Origin of the sequence: Arthrobacter sp. 179 (assembly GCF_052379645.1) — a bacterium.
GTDB lineage: Bacteria > Actinomycetota > Actinomycetes > Actinomycetales > Micrococcaceae > Arthrobacter_H.
Window position 1 is genome coordinate 1 of the sequence record NZ_JBQSYU010000035.1, and the last position, 19,076, is coordinate 19,076.

The following is a 19,076-nucleotide window of genomic DNA, read 5'->3' on the forward strand; positions in this document are numbered from 1 at the left end:
TAGCCTGCTCATCGAACAGCTGGGACGCGCCCCCGCTGCCCCCGCACTGCTGTGGCAAGAATCATCGCTGGACTACCAGGAACTGTTCCATGGTGCCCGCCGCCTGGCCGCCGTTCTCGGTGCCCACGGGGCCGGCCCCGGTGACACCGTCGGGGTCCACCTGCAGCGTGGCCCCGCGATGGTGCTCTCGCTTTTGGCGACCACACTCGCTGGCGCGGCCTACGCGCCGTTGGACCCCGCGCTGCCCGCGTCAAGGCTGGACTCCATGGTCGGTGACCTCGACCCCGCGGTGATCATCACCGGCAACAACGGCGGTGAGGCCCCCGGGCCGGCCGGAATCTACCCCCTGGTGCCGTTGTCGGAAGACACCCTTGACTGCCTGGACCACCTTCCCGCCCCGGCTGCCCCCGAGGCCGCTACCGGGGTCGGCCCGGAGGACACCGCCTACATCATCTTCACCTCCGGATCGACCGGGGCTCCGAAGGGAACCGCGGTCAGCCACCGGGCCATCGTGAACCGCTTGCTCTGGATGCAGCATGAATATGCCCTGGACTCCTCGGATATCGTGCTGCAGAAGACGCCGTTCAGTTTCGACGTCTCCGTCTGGGAGTTCTTCTGGGCCTTCATGGCAGGGGCACGCCTGGCCATCGCCGAACACGACGTCCACCGCGATCCGGAGGCCCTGGCACGCACGATCATCGAACACGGCGTCACCACCTGCCATTTCGTGCCCTCGGCCTTGTCCCTGTTCACCGGCGCCCGCTCCGCGTCGCGGTGTACGAGCCTGCGGCGGGTCTTCTGCTCCGGGGAGGCACTCGATGCCGAGACCGGACATCGACTGCTTGGCATGCTGCCCGTGGAATTGCACAACCTCTACGGCCCCACTGAAGCCGCCGTCGATGTGACTTTCTGGCACGTATCCGCCACGGAGCGGGGGCCGGTACCGATCGGGCGGCCCGTCTGGAACACCAGGACGCATGTTCTGGACGCGCTGGGCCGCCCGCTTCCCCCCGGAGTTGCCGGTCACCTGCACCTGGCCGGCATACAACTCGCCCAGGGATACGTCCGACGCCCGGAACTGACTGTAGAGAAGTTCTATCACCACCCCGGTCTGGAACGCCTGATGGGACGCCCCGAGCGGGTCTACGCAACGGGTGATATTGCGCGGTGGCGCTCCGACGGTGCCCTGGAATACCTCGGTCGCATCGACGACCAAGTTAAAATGCGCGGCCTGAGGATCGAATTGGGGGAAATCGAGGCGGTTCTGGCCGCGCACCCGATGGTGGAACGCGCCGTCGTCGTGCCCCATGGCAGCGGGCCGTCGACGACCCTACGCGGCTACGTCCAATCCCCGGGGGCCGTCGCAACGGAACTGCGCGCCTGGCTCACCGATCGGCTGCCCGACTACATGGTTCCCCACAGTGTGGACGTCCTCGTTGAGCTGCCCCTGACGGCCAATGGGAAACTCGACCGCCGGAGTCTTCCCAAACCGGAGGCCGGTGCGCCCAGCCGCACACCCTCGACCCCCCTCGAGGGCGCCATCGCCCGGGCTTTCGCCACCGTGCTGGACCAGCCGGACATCGGGGTGGAAACCAACTTCTTTGATGCCGGGGGCACCTCGCTCACTGCGGTATCGCTGCTGCGCCGACTTGAAGGGCTCCACGAAACCCTCAGCAGCACCTCCCTGGAACTCAGCGACATTTTTGCCGGGCCCACGGTTGCAGCGCTGGCCCGACGGCTGGGTTCGGGAGTTGGTGCCAATCCGTATGCCAGGGTCCTCACGCTCCGGGCACACCGTCGGGGTACACCGGTGTTCTGCCTGCACCCAGCCGGCGGGCTCGGCTGGTCCTACGCCAACCTGCTCCGGCATATCACCCCCGATACAGGTATCCATGCCCTGCAAGCACCAGGGCTGGATCCGGCGCTGCCGGCGCCAGCCCCACCGGCCTCCATCCACGAACTCGCCTCCGACTTTGCCCAGGCCATCATCGAGCTGGTTCCCGAAGGTCCCGTCTCCCTCCTGGGCTGGTCGGTCGGCGGGGTCATTGCCCAGGAGCTGGCCATCGAACTCACCGAACGCTCCGTCACAGTCGAACGACTGGTCCTGCTGGATGCCTATCCGCCGGAATCCTGGCAGCAGCTCGCCGAGCCAACCGCGGAAGAGATCAACGAAGCGCTGCTCATCATGGGCGGCGTGGACCATGACCGGCAGGGGGCCGACCTCTCCCGCGAATCGGTGCTGGACCTTTTAGCCCGTACCCCCGGCCCGTTCGGCGAACTCGCCGACGAGGTCGTGGCCCGGGTGGCGAGCGCGGTGAGTACCAACGCCGCCCTGATGCGTAGCCATACGGCGCGTCGATATGACGGGGACATCGACTTCTTCACCGCCCTGCGCAAGAGCCAGAACTGGCTGCACGTCTCGGATTGGCGGCCCCATGTCGGAGGCAACCTGCGCAATCACGATATCGATTGCAGCCACCCGGCCCTGATCCACCACGAGAACCTGGCCCACATCGTCGGCGAACTCGGGCTCTGGGCCCCCTGAATCCCCGCAGACCCGTCGCGTGCACCCAGCACGCCACGGACTGTGGTCATGAAGCACGCAATTGATCAACAGCCGCAAAGGAAGACAATGAAGAAACTTGCACACATCACGGCCACTGCCGGCATCCTGACTTTGGCCCTGGCTGGCTGCTCCCCGGCCCAGGGCCAGGACGCAGACCAGGCTTCCGCAGCGGACGGCAAGCCCTCAACCATCACCACGCAGGAGGCTCCGAAAGACCTGCCCGAAAAGTGGCGTTATATTGCCGGCACCTCGGACTTCACCCCCGAAGAGAGCACCCCCCAGCTCCCGGTCACGGTGACCGACGACGCCAAGGCCACGGTGGAAATCGACGACATTTCGAAGATTATTTCCTCGGGGGACAACGTCTCATCGCTTCTGCAGGCACTGGGGCTGGGCGACAAGATCGCGGCCTCGCCGGATGACAGCCTCTCCGCGGCCGGCAAGGCCGCACCGGAGCACTTCGAATTCCGGAAGAACACCGGGATGGAGGGGCTGCTCGCTCTGGACGGCACCTTGTTCATTGGTGATAATCTCAAACGCCATGGGGATGTCTCCCAACAGTTCCGCGACGCCGGAACGGATGCCGTGCTGTTCGACGTGGGAAACACCACCTCCGATAAAATCCGCAAGCTTTCCAGCTTCGTCGGCCTCCCCGAGGAGGGCGATCGCCTGGCCGAGTCCAACGAGAAGGCGCTGAAGGAAGCCCAGGACATCGGTAGCGCCGAGGGCAAGTCCATCATCCAGGTGACCGCCACGGGGGCGGGCGGGCAGAACTCGGTTGCGGCCAACGGGACTCCGGGGACCGAGATGATTGAAGCCCTGGGAGGCATCAGCGTGGGCGCCGACGCCGGCCTCAGGGGGTTCTCCCGTGAAATGAGCGCGGAAGGCCTCGTGGCGGCCGACCCCGATTACATCCTTCTCTCCAGCGACGACTACGACCGTTGGGAGGGCGAAGAGGGGCTGTGGAAGGCCTTCCCGTCGCTGAAGAACACGACGGCAGGGCGAGAGGCCAACGTCATTGTGATGCCCGATTCCCAGATCAAGTACACCGGCCCTGACTCGGGCGTCGGGGCCTTGGCTCTCGCCAGGGCGCTGCAGCAGTAGACCGGGGAACAGGTTAGCCAATGATGCTCCGTGCCGCCCGTGAAAAACGTGCGGAGGAGCAGATCCGCCGGGTGCCGCTCGTTGTAGCGGCCCCGGTGGGTCTGCTGGTCCTCCTCTTCCTGATGGTCCTTTCCGTCTCCGTCGGACCTTTGCGGATCGACTTTGCCGACGTCTTCCGCATCGTCGGGCAGCAACTCGGCATCCATGAGGTAGACGGGCTCAGCCAACGAGATGTGTCCGTCGTCTGGCAACTGCGGTTCCCACGGACCCTGCTCGGCGCGCTGGTCGGGGCGGCCCTGGCCATGTCCGGCGCCGCATTGCAATCGCTGTTCAACAACCCCTTGGCGGACCCGGGCATCATCGGCGTCACCGGAGGAGCGACCACCGGGGCCGTGGCCGTCATCGTGCTGCTGGGACCGGTAGCCTCGGATGCCCTCACGACCTGGGCCGTGCCGGGGGGAGCCTTCCTGGCTGGCCTGGCCGTGACCGCGTTGATCTATGTCCTGGCGCGGCCGGGCCGCACCACCGGCACTTCAAAGATGCTGCTGGTGGGCATTGCACTGGGCTCGGCTTGTGCCGCCTTGACCGGATTCTTCACCTACATTGCCGACGACACCCAGTTGCAGACCCTGGTTTTCTGGCAATTGGGCTCGCTCAGTAGTGTCAATTGGGGCCAATTGGCCGCCATGCTGCCCGTTGCCGTGGCCGGGGTCGTTGTCCTGGTGATGAACATGCGCAACCTCGATGTCCTGGCACTTGGCGAGCGACAGGCCCAACACCTGGGCGTTAACGTCAAGGCGGCCCGCATGGCGATCATCGTTGCCACTGCGCTACTGGCCGGCGGTTCCGTCGCCTTCGTCGGCAGCATCGGCTTCGTGGGACTGGTGGTCCCGCATATCGTGCGTCAGATCGTGGGCCCGGCACACCGGGTGGCGCTTCCGATGGCGGCGATCGTCGGAGCCTGCCTCATCGTTGCCTCCGACTGCGCCGCTCGCACACTGAACCCGCCCTCGGAGATCCCGTTGGGTCTGTTCACCGCTGCCGTTGGAGCCCCCTTCTTCCTCTATCTGGTCGTCCGGGCCAAGAAATCGATGTGGTGAATGATGAGTGATGCCGTTGAACGGATCGTGGAGCTAGAGTCCGTTTCCTTCCGGATCGGCCAGCGGGACCTGCTGCGAGAAGTTTGTTTTTCTCTGGATCGATCCAGCCTGGTTGCCCTGGTCGGTCCGAACGGGGCCGGCAAATCGACGCTGCTGTCCTTGATCGCCGGGGATCAGGAACCGACCGAGGGCACCGTGCGGGTAGCGGGCACCGAACCGCGGCGGTGGAAGGCCAAGGACTTCGCCCGGCAGCGGGCCGTCATGTTGCAGGAACATCGCGTCGGATTTTCCTTCAGCGTCGAGGAAACGGTGGCGATGGGACGCCTGCCCTATCCCGTCAGCGAAGGACACGACGCCGCCATGGTGCGCCAGGCCATCACACGGACCGGTCTGACCAGGCTCAAGCGCCAGGACGTGACCACCCTGTCGGGAGGTGAAAGCTCACGCTCCTCATACGCCCGCGTCCTGGCCCAGGCACCACCACTGATCTTGTTGGATGAGCCGACGGCGGCCCTTGACCTACAGCATCAGGAATCGGTGATGCGCAGTTCACGCGAACATGCCGACGACGGGCATTGTGTGGTCGCGGTACTGCATGACCTCAACTTGGCGTCGCGTTATGCGGATCGAGTCATCGTGATCGCCGATGGACGGATCACCGCCGACGGGCCTCCGGAGACGGTGCTGACCGTGGAGCTCATCGAAGAGGTCTATGGGCAGAAGGTGTGCCTATTGAGGCACCCCGCGTCGCAGGCGCTGGTCATCGTTCCAGCATGACGGCGGTGACCACCAGCGGGGCTCGTATCAGGAACCGGCCACTGAGGACGTCAGGCAAGGCGGGATGGCGCCGGTCCGGGGTGGACACGGCGACGGAAAACGTGCCGGTCATGGGCCCGGCCGCCCGGGCGACGCCGGCATCACGGGTGGCCACGGACCCGAAGTCGACCTCCACGTCAAGGAAATCCAGCCAGGTCCGAGTGAGCGGGAAGCGGGCCTTGTAGAAACTCTCCTTGATACTGAAAACCAGGCGATCCATCGGCTGGGCGGTGGCCGCCGGGAAGAGCGCCTCCGCCGAGCGCAGTTCCAACTCGGTGCAGATCACCCCGGATGTGCCGTGGGGCAAGGGCGCCCACTCCTCCGCATCGATTCCCAGTGCGGCAAAGCGGTCCGCAGCAGCCACGGCTGCCGCCCGATACGTGGGTCGCCCGGCTGACGTTGGGCCAATATGGGTGAGGCTGCCGACCCAGCCGGCGGGCCACTGGGGCTCACCACGGGGGCCACGCATGAGCGGTGCGGGCGGGGCCCCCGCCGTGGCGAGGGCCTCATGGGCGCACCTCCTGGTGGTGAGGAACTCCGAACGCCGCTGCTCGACGGCGTCGGTGAGGCCGGTCGATTCGGCGGTGGAGAAGGGGGTTGCCTGCTGGGCCGGCACAGGATCGTGATCGATTTCGGAGACCTGGATTGTCGAGGGAAGCAGCTGTCGCAGCGGACCTGGATTGAGGAAGATGAGCTGCCTTTCGGTGGCCGGGATACCCCATGATTTCACTATAGTTAGGGTCCCCTAAATTCTAGCTCCATCGATTCCGGCAGCGGAAAAGAAGTCGTCCGACGCGGCATCACCCGACCTGGCGCGTGGCCTCCACGGCATGCTACCGAAAACTCCTGCGTGCCGGGGGACTACAACCTCGAGACCATCGATGCCACCGTACGGCCCGGTTCCATGGCCCGGATCGGTTTCAGCTGTCCCGCACGTTTCGCAGACAACACCATTGATCCCGGCTCCGGTGAGGGGCTCGTGCAAAGAGTCGCCGGTGACCCCTAAAACGCGGAAGGGGTCCGGGCCGCCGGCGCATCCATCGCACGTGAGGGCGGTGAAGCACACCTGCGCCGGCACCACCGGCTGACCCGGGGAAAGAGGTCCAGGGACGGGCCTATTGGGTGGCCAATCGGGGCATGGGGAAGTCGGCCTACACCGGGCACTAGACTGGGGGCCATGGCCGGATTGATCAAGCGCGAAGACATCGACGAGGTCCGCTCACGCACGGACATCAAGGAAGTCGTTGATGGGTATGTCACGCTCCGTTCGGCAGGCATCGGCTCGTTCAAGGGGTTGTGCCCCTTCCACGACGAACGCAGCCCCTCCTTCCACGTCCGTCCCCAGGTGGGGACGTTCCATTGCTTCGGCTGCGAAGAATCCGGCGACGTCATTTCCTTCATCCAGAAGATGGACCACACGACGTTTTCCGAGACCGTCGAGCACCTGGCCGGACGGATCGGCTTCGAACTGCGCTACGAGGACGGCGGATCCGGGCCCAGCCGTCAGGATGTCGGCCGGCGTCAACGCCTCCTGGACGCCCATAAGATCGCCGAGGAATACTTCCGCTCCCAGCTGCTCTCCGAGGAAGCCGCGACCGGACGGCAATACCTCTCCGAGCGGGCCTTCGACCGGGCCGCCTGTGATCATTTCGGGGTCGGCTATGCCCCCAAGGGGTGGGATCAGCTCCTGAAGCATCTGCGCAGCCGCGGCTTCCAGGACGAGGAACTCAAACTCACGGGAATGTTCTCCGAGGGCAACCGGGGCATCTACGACCGGTTCCGCGGCCGGCTCATCTGGCCCATCCGCGACCTGACCGGAGCCACGATCGGTTTCGGGGCCCGCAAACTCTACGAGGACGACCAGGGGCCGAAATACCTGAACACCCCCGAAACCCAGCTCTATAAGAAATCCCAGGTCCTCTATGGCGTGGATCTGGCCAAACGGGAGATCACCAAAAACCGGCAACTGATCGTGGTGGAGGGATACACGGACGTCATGGCCTGCCACCTCTCGGGGCTGGGCACGGCGGTGGCCACCTGCGGCACGGCCTTCGGGGCCGACCACATCAAGATCGCCCGCCGCCTGCTGCGCGACGACGGCTCGGGAGGCGAAGTGGTCTTCACCTTCGACGGGGACGCCGCCGGGCAGAAAGCCGCCCTGCGGGCCTTCGAGGAGGACCAGCGTTTCATCGCCCAGACCTATGTCGCCGTCGAACCCTCCGGGGCAGACCCCTGCGAACTGCGCCAACACCGGGGCCCCGAGGCGGTCAAGGAACTCATCGATTCCAAACGTCCGCTCTTCGAATTCGCCATCCGGGCGGGGCTGAAGAAATTCAACCTCGATACCGTCGAGGGCCGCGTGCAGGCATTGCGCGCCTCCGCACCCATCGTTGCGGCCATCCGTGATTCGGCCATGCGTCCGGCCTATTCCCGTGAACTGGCCGGCTGGTTGGGCATGGATATGGATGAGGTCAACCGGGCCGTGGGGGCCGCCGCCAAGCGCGCCCGTGACGGGTCCGGGTCCGGCCAGGACCGCGGTTCCCGCCCCGGTTCCGGGTCCGAGCCCCGCCCGCAGGGCCCGGGATACGGCCCCGGGGCCGCCCAGGAGCCCCAGGCCCCGGCCTTTCAACGCCCCGATGTCCGCGACCCGGTGACCCGGATGGAACGCGAATCCCTCGAAGTGGTCCTGCAGCAACCGGGGGTGCTCAGCGCCGACCAATGGCAGGCGTTCTATACGGCCCGCTTCCTCGCCCCGGTCCATGCGGCCGTCCATGACGCGGTCCGCGCCGCCGGTGCCGCGGGGGCCACCCCGTCGCAATGGGTGGAGTCCATCCGGCAGGAGGTGCCGGATCCGTTGCGCTCCTTCGTCTCCGAGCTGGCGGTGAACCCCCTGCCGGCGAATTCGGAGGAGTCGCTGACCCGGTATTGCCACGGCATCATGAACCGCCTGTTCGATCTGCAGATCACCCATCAGAAGGCCGATCGGCTCGGCCAGCTCCAGCGGATGGACCCCGTCGCCGATCCCGAGGGATACCAGCGGATCCAGCGGGAATTGATGGAACTGGAGCTGCGGCGCCGGTCGCTGCGCCAGGAGTAGGAAGGGGCCGGGGGCGACGATTTAGCAACCTCGGCCCAGCTCTTGTATAGTCGTCTCTGTTGCTTTCCCCCATAGCTCAATTGGCAGAGCGTTCGACTGTTAATCGAAAGGTTACTGGTTCGAGTCCAGTTGGGGGAGCGGATCACTGGTCGTCCCCGTCACTGTTCGTGGCGGGGACGACCGTGTTTAAGGCTCGGGGCCGTGGTCCGGCCGGGCCCGTCGACCTACCATGGAGCCATGGACTGGCTGCTGGCACCGGACTACTGGGTCGCACGGGAAATCCTGCAACGCGGGGTCGCCGCCGTCTTCCTCATCGCCTTCGCCTCCACACTGAACCAGTTCCGTGCCCTGCTCGGTGAACGGGGCCTGCTGCCGGCGAATCGCCTGCTGGCCGGCCCCGGGGCGCGCGGACCATCGGTGTTCACCCGGTGGGGGTACTCCGACGCCAAGCTCGTGGCCGTGTGCTGGGTGGGCCTGGTCGTGGCCGGCACCCTCGTCGCGGGGCTGCCGCAGGCAGGTCCCGCCTGGGTGGTGTTGGCGGCGTTCCTGCTGCTCTGGGGGCTCTACCAGTCGATCGTGAACATCGGGGGGATCTTCTACGGGTTCGGCTGGGAGATGCTCCTGCTCGAGGCCGGGTTCACCGTCGGGTTCCTGGGCTCGCACCAGGTCGACCCGCCACGGACCATCCTGATCCTGATCGTCTGGCTGGTCTTCCGCCTCGAATTCGGCGCCGGGATGATCAAATGGCGCGGGGACCCTGCCTGGCGGAACCTCACGGCCCTGTACTACCACCACGAGACCCAGCCCATGCCCGGACCGTTGAGTCGTCGGGCGCATCTGGCACCGCGCTGGTGGCATCGCTGTGAGGTGGCCGGAAACCATGTGGCGCAGCTGGCCGTCCCGTTCCTGCTCTTCGTCCCGCAGCCGGTGGCATCGATCGCCGCCGGGGTGGTCATCGCCACCCAAGCATGGTTGGTGGCCACCGGAAACTTCGCCTGGCTGAACTGGATCACGATCGTGCTGGCCTGTGCCGCCATCGATGATGCCGCCTTCGGAGGCCTCGCCTCACTGGTCGCCGGTCTCCCCGCCGGTCCGGTGGGGCCGCTCGCGGAGCGGGCGGCGGCCCCCGCAGGGTGGACCGTCGTCGTCCTGCTGGCCACGGCGGGGTTGCTGGTCGCCGGGATCCCGGCGCTACGCAACCTTTTTTCGCGCTCCCAACTGATGAACGCCAGCTTCAACCGCTGGCAGCTGGGCAACGCCTACGGGGCCTTCGGCAGCGTCACCCGCCAACGCACCGAAGTCGTCATCGAAGGCAGGATCGACGACGAGGTCGGGGACGACGACGCGGACCCGGAGACGGAAACCGGCTGGCATGAATATGAATTCCGCGGCAAACCCGGCGATCCGGCCCGCAGGCCACGGCAGTTCGCCCCCTACCATCTGCGGCTGGATTGGATGATGTGGTTCCTGCCCCTGGGGTCGCTGCACCAACGCTGGTTCCAGGCCCTGCTGCTCAAGCTCCTGGCCGCGGACCCCGCCGTGTTGGCCCTGTTGCGGGTGGATCCCTTCTCCGGCAGGGCCCCGGACCGGATCCGGGTGCTGACCTACCGCTACCGTTTCGCGAACGACCAGGAGACGAAGGACCGGTCGCTGTACTGGATCCGTTCCGACCGGCGCCTGGCCATCGGACCGGTACGGCGTGGTTGAGGGCCGGGGGGAGCGGAAGGCGATTCGAATTCGGCCCGCCGTCCTGCTAAAGTTTTACTCGCTTCCTTCCCCCATAGCTCAATTGGCAGAGCGTTCGACTGTTAATCGAAAGGTTACTGGTTCGAGTCCAGTTGGGGGAGCCGAATGAACGTCCGTCCCACCGCATGGTGTGGCGGACGTTTTTCGTTGCGGCCCGCTCAGGTCATCAACGGCACCTGGCGGGGCCGGACCACGATCCACAAGGTTGCGATGGCCAGCAGGATGCACCCGGCCATCACCGCGGCCATCGGCGTCGCGCTCCCGACACCCAGCAGACCCACGACGGGGGAGATCGCCCCGGAGAACCCGAAGGTCGCCGCCCCGAGCAACGCCGCCGCGGTGCCCGCCTGGCTGCCATGACGGTGCAGGGCCAGCCCCTGGATGCAGGGGAAGTTGAAGCCGGTGGCGCAGATGTAGAACCACAACGGGATGGCCGTGCCCCAGAAGCCCCAATGGAACTGGTCGGCGGCGATGATGCACAGGGCGAAGAACACCTGGGCGATCGTGGCGGCGGCGATGATCCATTGGGCGCCGAACCGGCGGACCAACCGGGCGCTGGTCTGCACCCCGGCGACCACCCCCAACGAGTTGACCATGAACAACAACCCGTAGGCCTGCTCGTTGAGCCCGTAGACGTCCTGGAAGACGAAGGGGGAGGCCGAAAGATAGGAGAACAGCCCGGAGAAGTTCAGCCCGCCGACCAGCAGCAGCCCCACGAAGATCCGGTCCTTGAGCACCAGGGAATAGCGCCGCAACAGGTGGGGTCCCCCGACCGGTCGGCGCTCGGGCGGAAGGGATTCGCCCAACAGCAGGATCGCGGTGGTGGAGGCCACGATCCCGTAGCCGGCCAGTGCCCCGAAGACCCCATGCCAGTCGGTGACCAACAGGAGCTGGGAGCCGATCACCGGGGCGAAGATCGGGGCCATGCCGTTGACCAGGGCCACATAGCTCATCGTCTTGACGAGTCGCAGGCCGTCATACAGATCGCGCACCATCGCGATGGCGACCACCGAACTGCCCGCCGCCCCCACGCCCTGCAGGACGCGGAAGAGCATCAGCATCTCGAAATCCTGCGAGAGGGCTGCTCCCGTGGTGGCACCGATGTGCAGGATCGTCGCCGCGATGAGCGGCCCCCGCCGGCCCAGGCGGTCGCTGAGCGGGCCGACCACCAGCTGACCGGCGGCGAAGCCGAAGACCGTGCCGGTCAACGTCAATTGGGCCGCGGCCTCGGTGATGCCCAGATCCAGGCGCAAGGCGGGGATGGCCGGAAGGTAGAGGTCCACGGTGAAGGGGCCGAGGGCGGTGAGCATGCCCAACACCACAATGCGCAGGATCTTTGAGCGTCGGCTGGGGGCAGGGGTCGGTGCAGGGGTGCCGGGCAAGGAGTCCTCGGGGTTGGACAGGAGGGGAACAGGCCGGCTGTGAAGCCGATGTCCACAGCCTATACCGGGGCTGCGAGGTGGCAGCGACGCCCTTCGGCCCAGGCGCTCGGGGGCGCGATCATGACCGCTGGAAGGAACGTTGTCTACCCCCGAGTAGCCCCGGTATGCAGGCAAGATGGTAGGTTTTTGAGTGCACAGGCCCGTCTGGGCCGCCACCGAAGGAGGATCAGGATGACACGAACCACGTCCGGACGTCGCCCATCGTCGTTCACCGGCCTCATGAAGATCGTCGGTCGACTGGTGCCCAAGCAGCTGAATGACGAAATCCAGCTCGCCATCGCCCAGATGAAGAGCAAGGCCGTCAAGGCGGGGATCGGTGCCGGCCTGGCTGTCGTGGGCCTCGTCTTCATCACGTTCATGATCGTTGCGCTCATCACGTCGGGGATCCTGGCGTTGGGTCTGGTCTTCAAACCATGGCTTGCCGCACTCATGGTCGCTGCCTTCTTCCTGATCGTCGCGGCGATCCTGGCCTTGATCGGCGTCATGAAGATCAAGAAGCAGATGCCGCTGATCCCCGAGGACGCCATCCGGGGGGTCAAATACGACCTCGGCGTCGCCAAGCAGGGCCGTTCCTTCGACCCGTCCACGCTGGACCAGAAGAAGCCCAAGGACGAGGAAGCCAAGAAGGACAAGAAAAAGAAGAAGGACGAGGACAAGCCCGCGCCGGTGCCCTACAACGAACTGCTCAAGCGTTCGCAGGAACGCCGCGAGCATCTGGCCGAGATCCGCGACGACCTGGCCCCGAAGCTCGACGTCAAGCGCCAGGCCAAGGAAAAGTCCGAGACCGCCAAGACCTATGCCCAGGACGGCAAGCTCCGGGCCCGCCAGGCACTGCACGAGCGGACCCACCAGGAGGTTCCCAGCGACGCCTCGCTGTTGTTCAAGGAGCGCTGGCAGCCGCTGGCCCTCATGGGGGCCTCGCTGGTCGCCCTGGGTGCGTTCGTGCGCAAGCTCCGGAAGTCTTGAGGTGACGGGTCCCGTCTGAGGGCCGTTTCGAGTGGTTCGACCAGCACCGATCGGTCCCGGGACGGGCCGTAGCCTCCGGGGAGAAGGGAAGCACGCGTGAAGATCATCGGCGCCGGGGGGCGTGATGACCTCGAATACCGCGAGCTCACCACGTTCTGGACCTTGCCGAACCTGATCACCGTCCTGCGGTTCGGACTGGTTCCGGTCTTCGTCTGGATGGTCCAGACGGACCGCTATGGGTGGGCGACCATCGTGCTGGTCGTCCTGGGGGCCACCGACTGGATCGACGGGTACGTCGCCCGGCTGCTCAACCAGATCTCCACGGTCGGCAAATGGCTTGACCCGGTGGCCGACCGGGTCGCCCTGATCGTGGTCATCGTGGTGTTCGTCGTCGACGGGATCGCCCCGGCCTGGCTGGCCTACGCGATCATCATCCCCGATGTCCTGCTGATCACCAGCACGGTGATCCTTGCCCGCGGGAACCCGAACCAGCCCGTGAGCAACCTGGGGAAGATCCGCACCGCCCTGTTGCTGCTGGCCATGCCCCTGCTGCTCTTGAGCCGGGTAGATGCCGCCCCCGGAAGGGTGCTCGAGACCGTGGCGATCGCACTGTTGGCGGTGGGGTGCGTGCTGCACGTGGTGGCGGCCGTGTTCTACTTCCGCCGGGCCCACCGCAGGGCGCGCACCCTGAAATCCGGGGGACCATGGTCTGGATAGCCGTCGCCTGCGCCGTCATGGCAGCCTTCTTCCTGGCGTTCGGCACACAGCGCCAGAGCAGTGCGGTCCGGGCCAGCAGCGGTGGCCTCGCGGTGTCCTCCCGGGGCATCCTGAAGCTGCTGCTCAATCCCCGTTGGATGTTGGGGCTGTCACTCATGGGTGTCGGGATGGTGCTGAACGTCTACGCGCTGGCCAGCGCGCCCCTGACCGTGGTGCAGCCCATCGGAGCGATCGCCCTGGTCATCACCACCGTGGTCAACGCCCGCGACCAGGGCATCCGCATCAACCGGCCCACGGTGCTGGCCATCACCGCCTGCATGAGCGGGAGCATCGGCTTCGTCCTGCTGGCGATCAACGTCACCGCCAGCACCCACGCCATCAGCCGTCAGCAGGAACAGGCCACCGTGCTGCTGCTGGCCGTCGTGGTCGCGATCCTCACCGCGGTCCTGCTCGGTTTCAGGCGGCGCATCAGCGCCTTCGTCTACATCCTGGGCGCCGGGGTGCTCTTTGGTTTCGTCGCCGTGCTGGTGCGCACCATCGCCATCGGGCTGATGGATCCCAACGGAAGGTTCCTGGGCAACATCGCCTGGTATGTCATCCTCGCGGTGGTGGTGGCCGGTCTGTTGGGCACCTATTGCGTGCAGAACGCCTATTCCAGCGGCCCGCCCGAACTCGTGATCGCCGGACTGACCGTCATCGACCCGATGATCGGCATCGCCGTCGGTATCGGCATCCTGGGTGAGTTGCGTCCCGATGTGCATCCGGTCGTGGCGATGTCCATGGTCGGGGCGGCTCTCATTGCTATCGTGGGTGTCACTGCGTTGTCGCGCCATCATCCCGATGTGTTGCAACGGCAGGAAGAGGCACGACGCCGGCAGGCGGGCACGGGACGCTAGGCCCAGCGGGCCGGGGCCTGCGGATCCGCCGCACGTGGTGCCATCAGAGGATCCAGACCAAACCCCGAGTAGCAGGAGCCAGCCCCCAGTGAGCGGTGACAAACCCCTGACCATCCTGATTGCTGCGGATACCTACCCGCCCGACATCAACGGGGCGGCGGTCTTTTCCCATCGGCTGGCCACGGCCATGCAGGCCCGTGGGCATACGGTCCACGTCGTGGCCGCCCGTGACGTGAACGGCCCCGGGGTCGTGGAGCACCGCCGCGAGGCGACCGTGCACCGGCTGCGCTCGCATAGCCAACCCACCCAATCGACGCTGCGTCTCTGCCTGCCCTGGGAAGCCAAACGGGACATCGGGGCGATCCTGGATGAGATCAAACCCGATATCGTGCACGTGCAGTGCCATTACATGGTGGGCCAGGCGGCCGTGAACGAAGCCGAAAAGCGGGGGATCAGGACCGTGGCGACCAACCATTTCATGCCGGAGAACCTCGACCCGTTCCTGCCGTTCCCGAAGTGGTTCAAGCGGATCGTGGCCCGGAACTCCTGGCGCGACATGGGCAGGATCATGGGCAAGGCCGCCGTGGTCACCACGCCCACGCCGCTGGCGGCACGCGCCATGATGACCCATGCCCGGTTGGGGCGGGTCCTGCCGCTGTCCAACGGCATCAACGCCTCCAACTACCAGCTCGACGCCGGGGAGGAGGTGCCGCAGTCCCACCACCCGATGATCCTGTTCGTGGGACGGCTGGCCGTGGAAAAGAACGTCGACGTGCTCGTCCAGGCCCTGGGCCTGATGCGGAGCGACCCGGCACCACATCTGACCATCGTCGGCAGCGGGGAACAACGCGGCCCGCTCGAACGCCGGGTCGCCGAACTGGGGCTGGAGGACCGGGTGCACTTCACCGGCCATATCGAGGATGCACAATTGCGGATCGGCTATCTGCAAGCCGATGTGTTCTGCCAGCCGGGGACCGCCGAACTGCAGTCGTTGGTGACCCTCGAGGCACTATCGGCCTCCACCCCGGTGGTCCTGGCCGATGCCATGGCCTTGCCGCATCTGGTGGACGACGGCGTCAACGGCCACCTGTTCACCCCCGGAGATGCGCGCGAACTGGCGGAGAAGGTCGATGCCATCCTGGCTCTGGACCCGGCGGAGAGGGCGCGGATGGGCGCTGCCGGGTTGAAGAAGGCCGAGCAGCACAGCGAAGCCAAGACGATGGATATCTTCGAGGCCCTCTACCGGGGTGCCGGCGCCGACGACTTCCTGGTCGCCTGAGCCGGCCGCGTGGCGTCCGGGCCCGCGGTTTCCATTAGGATGACAAGGGTCGCAGGCAGCCTGCGCCGAGGGGCGGTAGCTCAGTTGGTTAGAGCAAGGGACTCATAATCCCTGGGTCGTGGGTTCAAGCCCCACTCGCCCTACGTGTTCCGGCCGGTACGCCATGGCGTACCGGCCGGCCCCGTCGGCAGCACCTCGGCCACCTCTTGCACAACGACCGGGAAGGCCAGGAACCAGCGGACCATGCACATCGTCATGTTCACCGACCAGCATCCCGGCACGCTGGGGGGGATGCAGACCTCGGTCCAACTCCAGCGCAAATACCTGGAACGTGCCGGGCACCGGGTGACCGTCGTGGCCCCGGCCTTGCGTGGGCGGGCCGCGGATACCGACCCCCGGGTGCTCACCCTGCCCACGATCGGGTTGGGGCCCGGGGAATACGGGATGACCCCGCCCACCGCCCGCATCATCAAGACCCTGGTGTCCCGCCTGCGGGCCCGCGGCCCCGTGGACCTGCACCACGTCCAAGCCGACTTCTGGGGTGCCGCGATCGGTTATGCCGCCGCCGGGATGCTCGGGGTGCCCGTGGTGCACACCATGCACAACCACCTTCAGGCCGGACTGCGGGCGACCATGCCGCTGCCGGGACTGTTCCAACGCGGTTTCGGGCTCATGCAGAAACGGGTGCTGCGCACCGGCGAACCGGTGGCTGCCGACGCCTGGACCTATCTACGGGGCTTTGCCTCCCGCGCCGCGGCGGTCACCGCACCATCGACCCATTTCGCTGAACTATTGAAGGGACACGGGGTGTGTCCACGACTCGACGTCATCCCCACCGGGCTGGACGACGACGTGGCCCGGGGCTTGTTGGCCGAACCCCGGTCGGAGGCTCACCGGGCCCGCCCGCGGCTGGTCTGGATCGGGCGTTTCAGCGCGGAGAAGCGGTTGATCCCCTTCCTGCGGGCCGTGGGCGCCTCGGGGATCCGGGCCGACGTGCGGATCTTCGGCGACGGCGCCGAACGCCGGCGTGCCGAACGGATCGCCGCGGACATCACCGCCTCGAGCATCACCTTCCAAGGCCGGGTCCCCTATGAGCGGATGCTCTCGGAACTGCGCCACAGCGATGCGCTGGTCCAGACCTCGCAGGGGTTCGAAACCCAGGGCATGACCGTCTATGAGGCGGCGGCCCTGGGAACCCCGACCGTGCTCAGCGATCACCGCATTGCCGCGGACCTGCCGCGGAACCTGCTCTGGCTGACCGACGACGACACGGTAGAGGGACTGGCCAGGACCCTGCGTCGGGCGGCCGCCGACCTGCAGGACGGCCGTCGGGAACCCCTCGATGCGGCGGAGACCGGGAACCTGCTGCAAAGCCGGCAGACCGAACTCATGCTCGCGGTCTACCGCCGGGTCCTTGACGGAGCGACGCCGCAGGAACCGGCAGCAGGATAGACGGACGCCGGTCCATCAGCAGCGACAGCGGGTCGATGTATTCACCATTCAGCCGCACTCCCCAGTGGAGGCAGACGCCGGCACAGTGCCCGCCGGTTCCGGTCGTGGCGACCTGCTGGCCGCGGACGACCCGGGCGCCGACGTCCAGCTCCGCGGTCACCGGTTCGAAGCTGGAGACCACTCCACCCCCGTGGTCGATGGTCAGCACCTCCCGGTCGACCACCACCCCCGCATAGCGCACGACGCCCGCGGCGGGGGAGCGGATCCCCGCCCCGGTCGCGGACCGCAGGTCCACCCCCCGGTGTCCGGCAGCCCAGAGCGCCGGGGGTGCGACGAAGGAATCCAGGACCGCCTCGGGGCCGCCGAGCGGCCAGGACCAGGGGACGGACCCGGCGGAGGGGGTGGGTCCGTCCGCCCGGGCCGGGCCGATCGGGCCCGCCGGACCACCCCCGGCCAGCAAGGCCAGGACCAGGACCAGGAACAGGGGCCAACGCGACTTCCGGGATAGTGACATGCACCGATCCTGTGCTGCCGCAGTAGCCTCGTGGAGCCCCTCGGATGCGGCCGGGGAAAACCCCGGGGTGGAGGCCGCCGTGGAGGGCTCGTCGCCGTCCATCCGGGGCCCGCGGCTGTAGTACACTATTAATCGCAGTTCTGTGAGTGGAAGGCCTGTGCCTACAGGTAGGAAACGACTGGAACTGACTTCGCGTATTGCGTCTCCACCTTTCGAGGCCGCCTTTCCGGCGGCATCCAACGGGTGGGACCTGCAGCCAACGGTCCGGAAACCCGGTGGGCTGCGGGGGCCGGATTCCGGTGGCCGATGCCAGGGGCACCACCGACCGGTGGATTGCCACACAACCGAAACAACAGGTGGTTACCGCGGTCCCTGCCGGGACCGGACTGCTACCGCCGGAAGGAGTTGCGACATGCCCGTCGTAACCATGCGCCAGCTGCTCGACAGCGGCGTCCACTTTGGCCACCAGACCCGTCGCTGGAACCCGAAGATGAAGCGCTTCATCTTCACCGAGCGCAACGGCATCTACATCATCGACCTCCAGCAGTCGCTGTCCTACATCGACCGCGCCTACGAGTTCGTCAAGGCCACCGTCGCCCACGGCGGCACCGTGCTGTTCGTCGGCACGAAGAAGCAGGCCCAGGAAGCCATTTCCGAGCAGGCCACCCGCGTGAACCAGCCCTACGTGAATCAGCGCTGGCTCGGCGGCATGCTGACCAACTTCGCCACGGTCTCCCGGCGGGTTGCCCGCATGAAGGAGCTCGAGGAAATCGACTTCGACGACGTCGCAGGCTCGATGTACACCAAGAAGGAACTGCTGCTGATGCGCCGCGAGCTCACCAAGCTGCAGACCAACCTCGGTGGCATCCGCAACCTGACCAAGGCACCGTCGCTGCTCTGGGTCGTCGACACCAAGAAGGAACACCTGGCCGTCGATGAAGCGCAGAAGCTGAACATCCCGGTCGTCGCGATCCTGGACACCAACTGCGATCCCGACGAAGTCGATTTCCCGATCCCGGGCAACGACGACGCCATCCGCTCCGTGAACCTGCTGACCCGCGTCGTCGCCGACGCCGTGGCCGAGGGCCTGATCGCCCGCAGCAACAAGCAGAGCGGTAACACCGAAGCCGCGGCAGAGCCGATGGCCGAGTGGGAGCGCGACCTGCTCGAGGGCAACGCCAAGTCGGACGAGGCCAAGGCCGCCGCCGAAGAGGCAGCACCGGTCGCCGAGACCGAGCCGGAGGCTCCTGCAGCGGAAGCCGCCGCAGCGGCCGAGGCAGCACCCGAGGCAGCAGCCGAGAAGCCTGCCGAGGACGCCAAGTAACACCTTGGGTCATCTGGAGCCGGGGGGGCGGGCGGGCCGCCCGGGCCGCGCGGAACG

At 66.7% G+C, this 19,076-nt stretch carries 15 protein-coding genes and 3 tRNA genes; 15 read left to right on the forward strand and 3 right to left on the reverse strand.

What is annotated here, in order from left to right; translation table 11 throughout:
* The 4 genes from ACT3UE_RS14955 to ACT3UE_RS14970 all read left to right on the forward strand — a co-directional run.
* Nucleotides 1-2,545: amino acid adenylation domain-containing protein (locus ACT3UE_RS14955; RefSeq protein WP_444561857.1), on the forward strand; the 2,545-nt coding region annotated here is incomplete at its 5' end.
* Between the two features lie 87 nt (nt 2,546-2,632).
* On the forward strand, nt 2,633-3,670 hold the full coding sequence (locus tag ACT3UE_RS14960) for an ABC transporter substrate-binding protein (RefSeq protein ID WP_444555627.1): 1,038 nt from the start codon (nt 2,633-2,635) through the stop codon (nt 3,668-3,670).
* 20 nt (nt 3,671-3,690) lie between these two features.
* A complete protein-coding gene (locus ACT3UE_RS14965) occupies nt 3,691-4,770 on the forward strand; it encodes a FecCD family ABC transporter permease (RefSeq protein WP_444566975.1) in 1,080 nt (359 codons plus the stop codon).
* Between the two features lie 3 nt (nt 4,771-4,773).
* Entirely contained in the window at nt 4,774-5,547 is a 774-nt protein-coding gene (locus ACT3UE_RS14970) for a heme ABC transporter ATP-binding protein (RefSeq protein WP_444555629.1), read from the forward strand.
* Here the strand turns inward: ACT3UE_RS14970 and ACT3UE_RS14975 are convergent.
* A complete protein-coding gene (locus ACT3UE_RS14975) occupies nt 5,531-6,316 on the reverse strand; it encodes a 4'-phosphopantetheinyl transferase family protein (protein ID WP_444555630.1) in 786 nt (261 codons plus the stop codon). The genes ACT3UE_RS14970 and ACT3UE_RS14975 overlap by 17 nt on opposite strands.
* Before the next feature lie 447 nt (nt 6,317-6,763).
* On the opposite strand from ACT3UE_RS14975, the gene dnaG reads away from it, so the two are divergent.
* From dnaG to ACT3UE_RS14995, 4 genes are all read left to right on the forward strand, one after another.
* A complete protein-coding gene (dnaG, locus tag ACT3UE_RS14980) occupies nt 6,764-8,683 on the forward strand; it encodes a DNA primase (protein ID WP_444555631.1) in 1,920 nt (639 codons plus the stop codon).
* A 65-nt stretch (nt 8,684-8,748) separates the two neighbouring features.
* Nucleotides 8,749-8,821, forward strand: a tRNA-Asn gene (locus ACT3UE_RS14985).
* A gap of 99 nt (nt 8,822-8,920) precedes the next feature.
* Nucleotides 8,921-10,390 (forward strand): lipase maturation factor family protein, encoded by a 1,470-nt coding sequence (locus tag ACT3UE_RS14990; protein WP_444555632.1) that lies wholly within the window; start codon nt 8,921-8,923, stop codon nt 10,388-10,390.
* Nucleotides 10,391-10,457: 67 nt separating this feature from the next.
* Nucleotides 10,458-10,530, forward strand: a tRNA-Asn gene (locus ACT3UE_RS14995).
* Between the two features lie 57 nt (nt 10,531-10,587).
* Here the strand turns inward: ACT3UE_RS14995 and ACT3UE_RS15000 are convergent.
* Nucleotides 10,588-11,739, reverse strand: a complete 1,152-nt coding sequence (locus ACT3UE_RS15000; protein ID WP_444555633.1) for a multidrug effflux MFS transporter — start codon at nt 11,737-11,739, stop codon at nt 10,588-10,590.
* A 303-nt stretch (nt 11,740-12,042) separates the two neighbouring features.
* On the opposite strand from ACT3UE_RS15000, the gene ACT3UE_RS15005 reads away from it, so the two are divergent.
* The 6 genes from ACT3UE_RS15005 (at nt 12,043) to ACT3UE_RS15030 (ending at nt 17,181) form a co-directional block, all read left to right on the forward strand.
* On the forward strand, nt 12,043-12,837 hold the full coding sequence (locus ACT3UE_RS15005) for a phage holin family protein (protein ID WP_444555634.1): 795 nt from the start codon (nt 12,043-12,045) through the stop codon (nt 12,835-12,837).
* A 96-nt stretch (nt 12,838-12,933) separates the two neighbouring features.
* Nucleotides 12,934-13,554 carry a CDP-alcohol phosphatidyltransferase family protein gene (locus ACT3UE_RS15010; protein ID WP_444555635.1) on the forward strand — a complete coding sequence of 207 codons (621 nt, stop codon included), beginning with the start codon at nt 12,934-12,936 and terminating at the stop codon, nt 13,552-13,554.
* Nucleotides 13,542-14,450, forward strand: a complete 909-nt coding sequence (locus tag ACT3UE_RS15015) for a DMT family transporter (protein WP_444555636.1) — start codon at nt 13,542-13,544, stop codon at nt 14,448-14,450. Before ACT3UE_RS15010 ends, ACT3UE_RS15015 begins: the two co-directional genes overlap by 13 nt.
* A gap of 88 nt (nt 14,451-14,538) precedes the next feature.
* Entirely contained in the window at nt 14,539-15,729 is a 1,191-nt protein-coding gene (locus ACT3UE_RS15020) for a glycosyltransferase (RefSeq protein WP_444555637.1), read from the forward strand.
* Between the two features lie 69 nt (nt 15,730-15,798).
* A tRNA-Met gene (locus ACT3UE_RS15025) sits at nt 15,799-15,872 on the forward strand.
* A gap of 100 nt (nt 15,873-15,972) precedes the next feature.
* The gene (locus ACT3UE_RS15030) at nt 15,973-17,181 is read left to right on the forward strand and encodes a glycosyltransferase family 4 protein (protein ID WP_444555638.1); all 1,209 of its coding nucleotides are present in this window, start codon (nt 15,973-15,975) and stop codon (nt 17,179-17,181) included.
* Here the strand turns inward: ACT3UE_RS15030 and ACT3UE_RS15035 are convergent.
* Nucleotides 17,117-17,695 (reverse strand): M23 family metallopeptidase, encoded by a 579-nt coding sequence (locus tag ACT3UE_RS15035; protein WP_444555639.1) that lies wholly within the window; start codon nt 17,693-17,695, stop codon nt 17,117-17,119. The two genes, ACT3UE_RS15030 and ACT3UE_RS15035, sit on opposite strands and share 65 nt — an antisense overlap.
* A gap of 412 nt (nt 17,696-18,107) precedes the next feature.
* Between ACT3UE_RS15035 and rpsB the strand changes: the two genes are divergently transcribed.
* Nucleotides 18,108-19,019, forward strand: coding sequence for a 30S ribosomal protein S2 (gene rpsB, locus ACT3UE_RS15040; protein ID WP_444555640.1), 912 nt, complete (start codon nt 18,108-18,110; stop codon nt 19,017-19,019).
* The last annotated feature ends 57 nt before the right edge of the window (nt 19,020-19,076 follow it).

What these genes read in the sequence shown, in the direction of transcription:
- ACT3UE_RS14960 (WP_444555627.1), top strand. Translation starts at nt 2,633, where the DNA reads ATGAAGAAACTTGCACACATCACGGCCACTGCCGGCATCCTGACTTTG.
- ACT3UE_RS14965 (WP_444566975.1), top strand. Translation starts at nt 3,691, where the DNA reads ATGATGCTCCGTGCCGCCCGTGAAAAACGTGCGGAGGAGCAGATCCGC.
- ACT3UE_RS14970 (WP_444555629.1), top strand. Translation starts at nt 4,774, where the DNA reads ATGAGTGATGCCGTTGAACGGATCGTGGAGCTAGAGTCCGTTTCCTTC.
- dnaG (WP_444555631.1), top strand. Translation starts at nt 6,764, where the DNA reads ATGGCCGGATTGATCAAGCGCGAAGACATCGACGAGGTCCGCTCACGC.
- ACT3UE_RS14990 (WP_444555632.1), top strand. Translation starts at nt 8,921, where the DNA reads ATGGACTGGCTGCTGGCACCGGACTACTGGGTCGCACGGGAAATCCTG.
- ACT3UE_RS15000 (WP_444555633.1), bottom strand. Translation starts at nt 11,739, where the DNA reads ATGCTCACCGCCCTCGGCCCCTTCACCGTGGACCTCTACCTTCCGGCC.
- ACT3UE_RS15005 (WP_444555634.1), top strand. Translation starts at nt 12,043, where the DNA reads ATGACACGAACCACGTCCGGACGTCGCCCATCGTCGTTCACCGGCCTC.
- ACT3UE_RS15015 (WP_444555636.1), top strand. Translation starts at nt 13,542, where the DNA reads ATGGTCTGGATAGCCGTCGCCTGCGCCGTCATGGCAGCCTTCTTCCTG.
- ACT3UE_RS15030 (WP_444555638.1), top strand. Translation starts at nt 15,973, where the DNA reads ATGCACATCGTCATGTTCACCGACCAGCATCCCGGCACGCTGGGGGGG.
- ACT3UE_RS15035 (WP_444555639.1), bottom strand. Translation starts at nt 17,695, where the DNA reads ATGTCACTATCCCGGAAGTCGCGTTGGCCCCTGTTCCTGGTCCTGGTC.
- rpsB (WP_444555640.1), top strand. Translation starts at nt 18,108, where the DNA reads ATGCCCGTCGTAACCATGCGCCAGCTGCTCGACAGCGGCGTCCACTTT.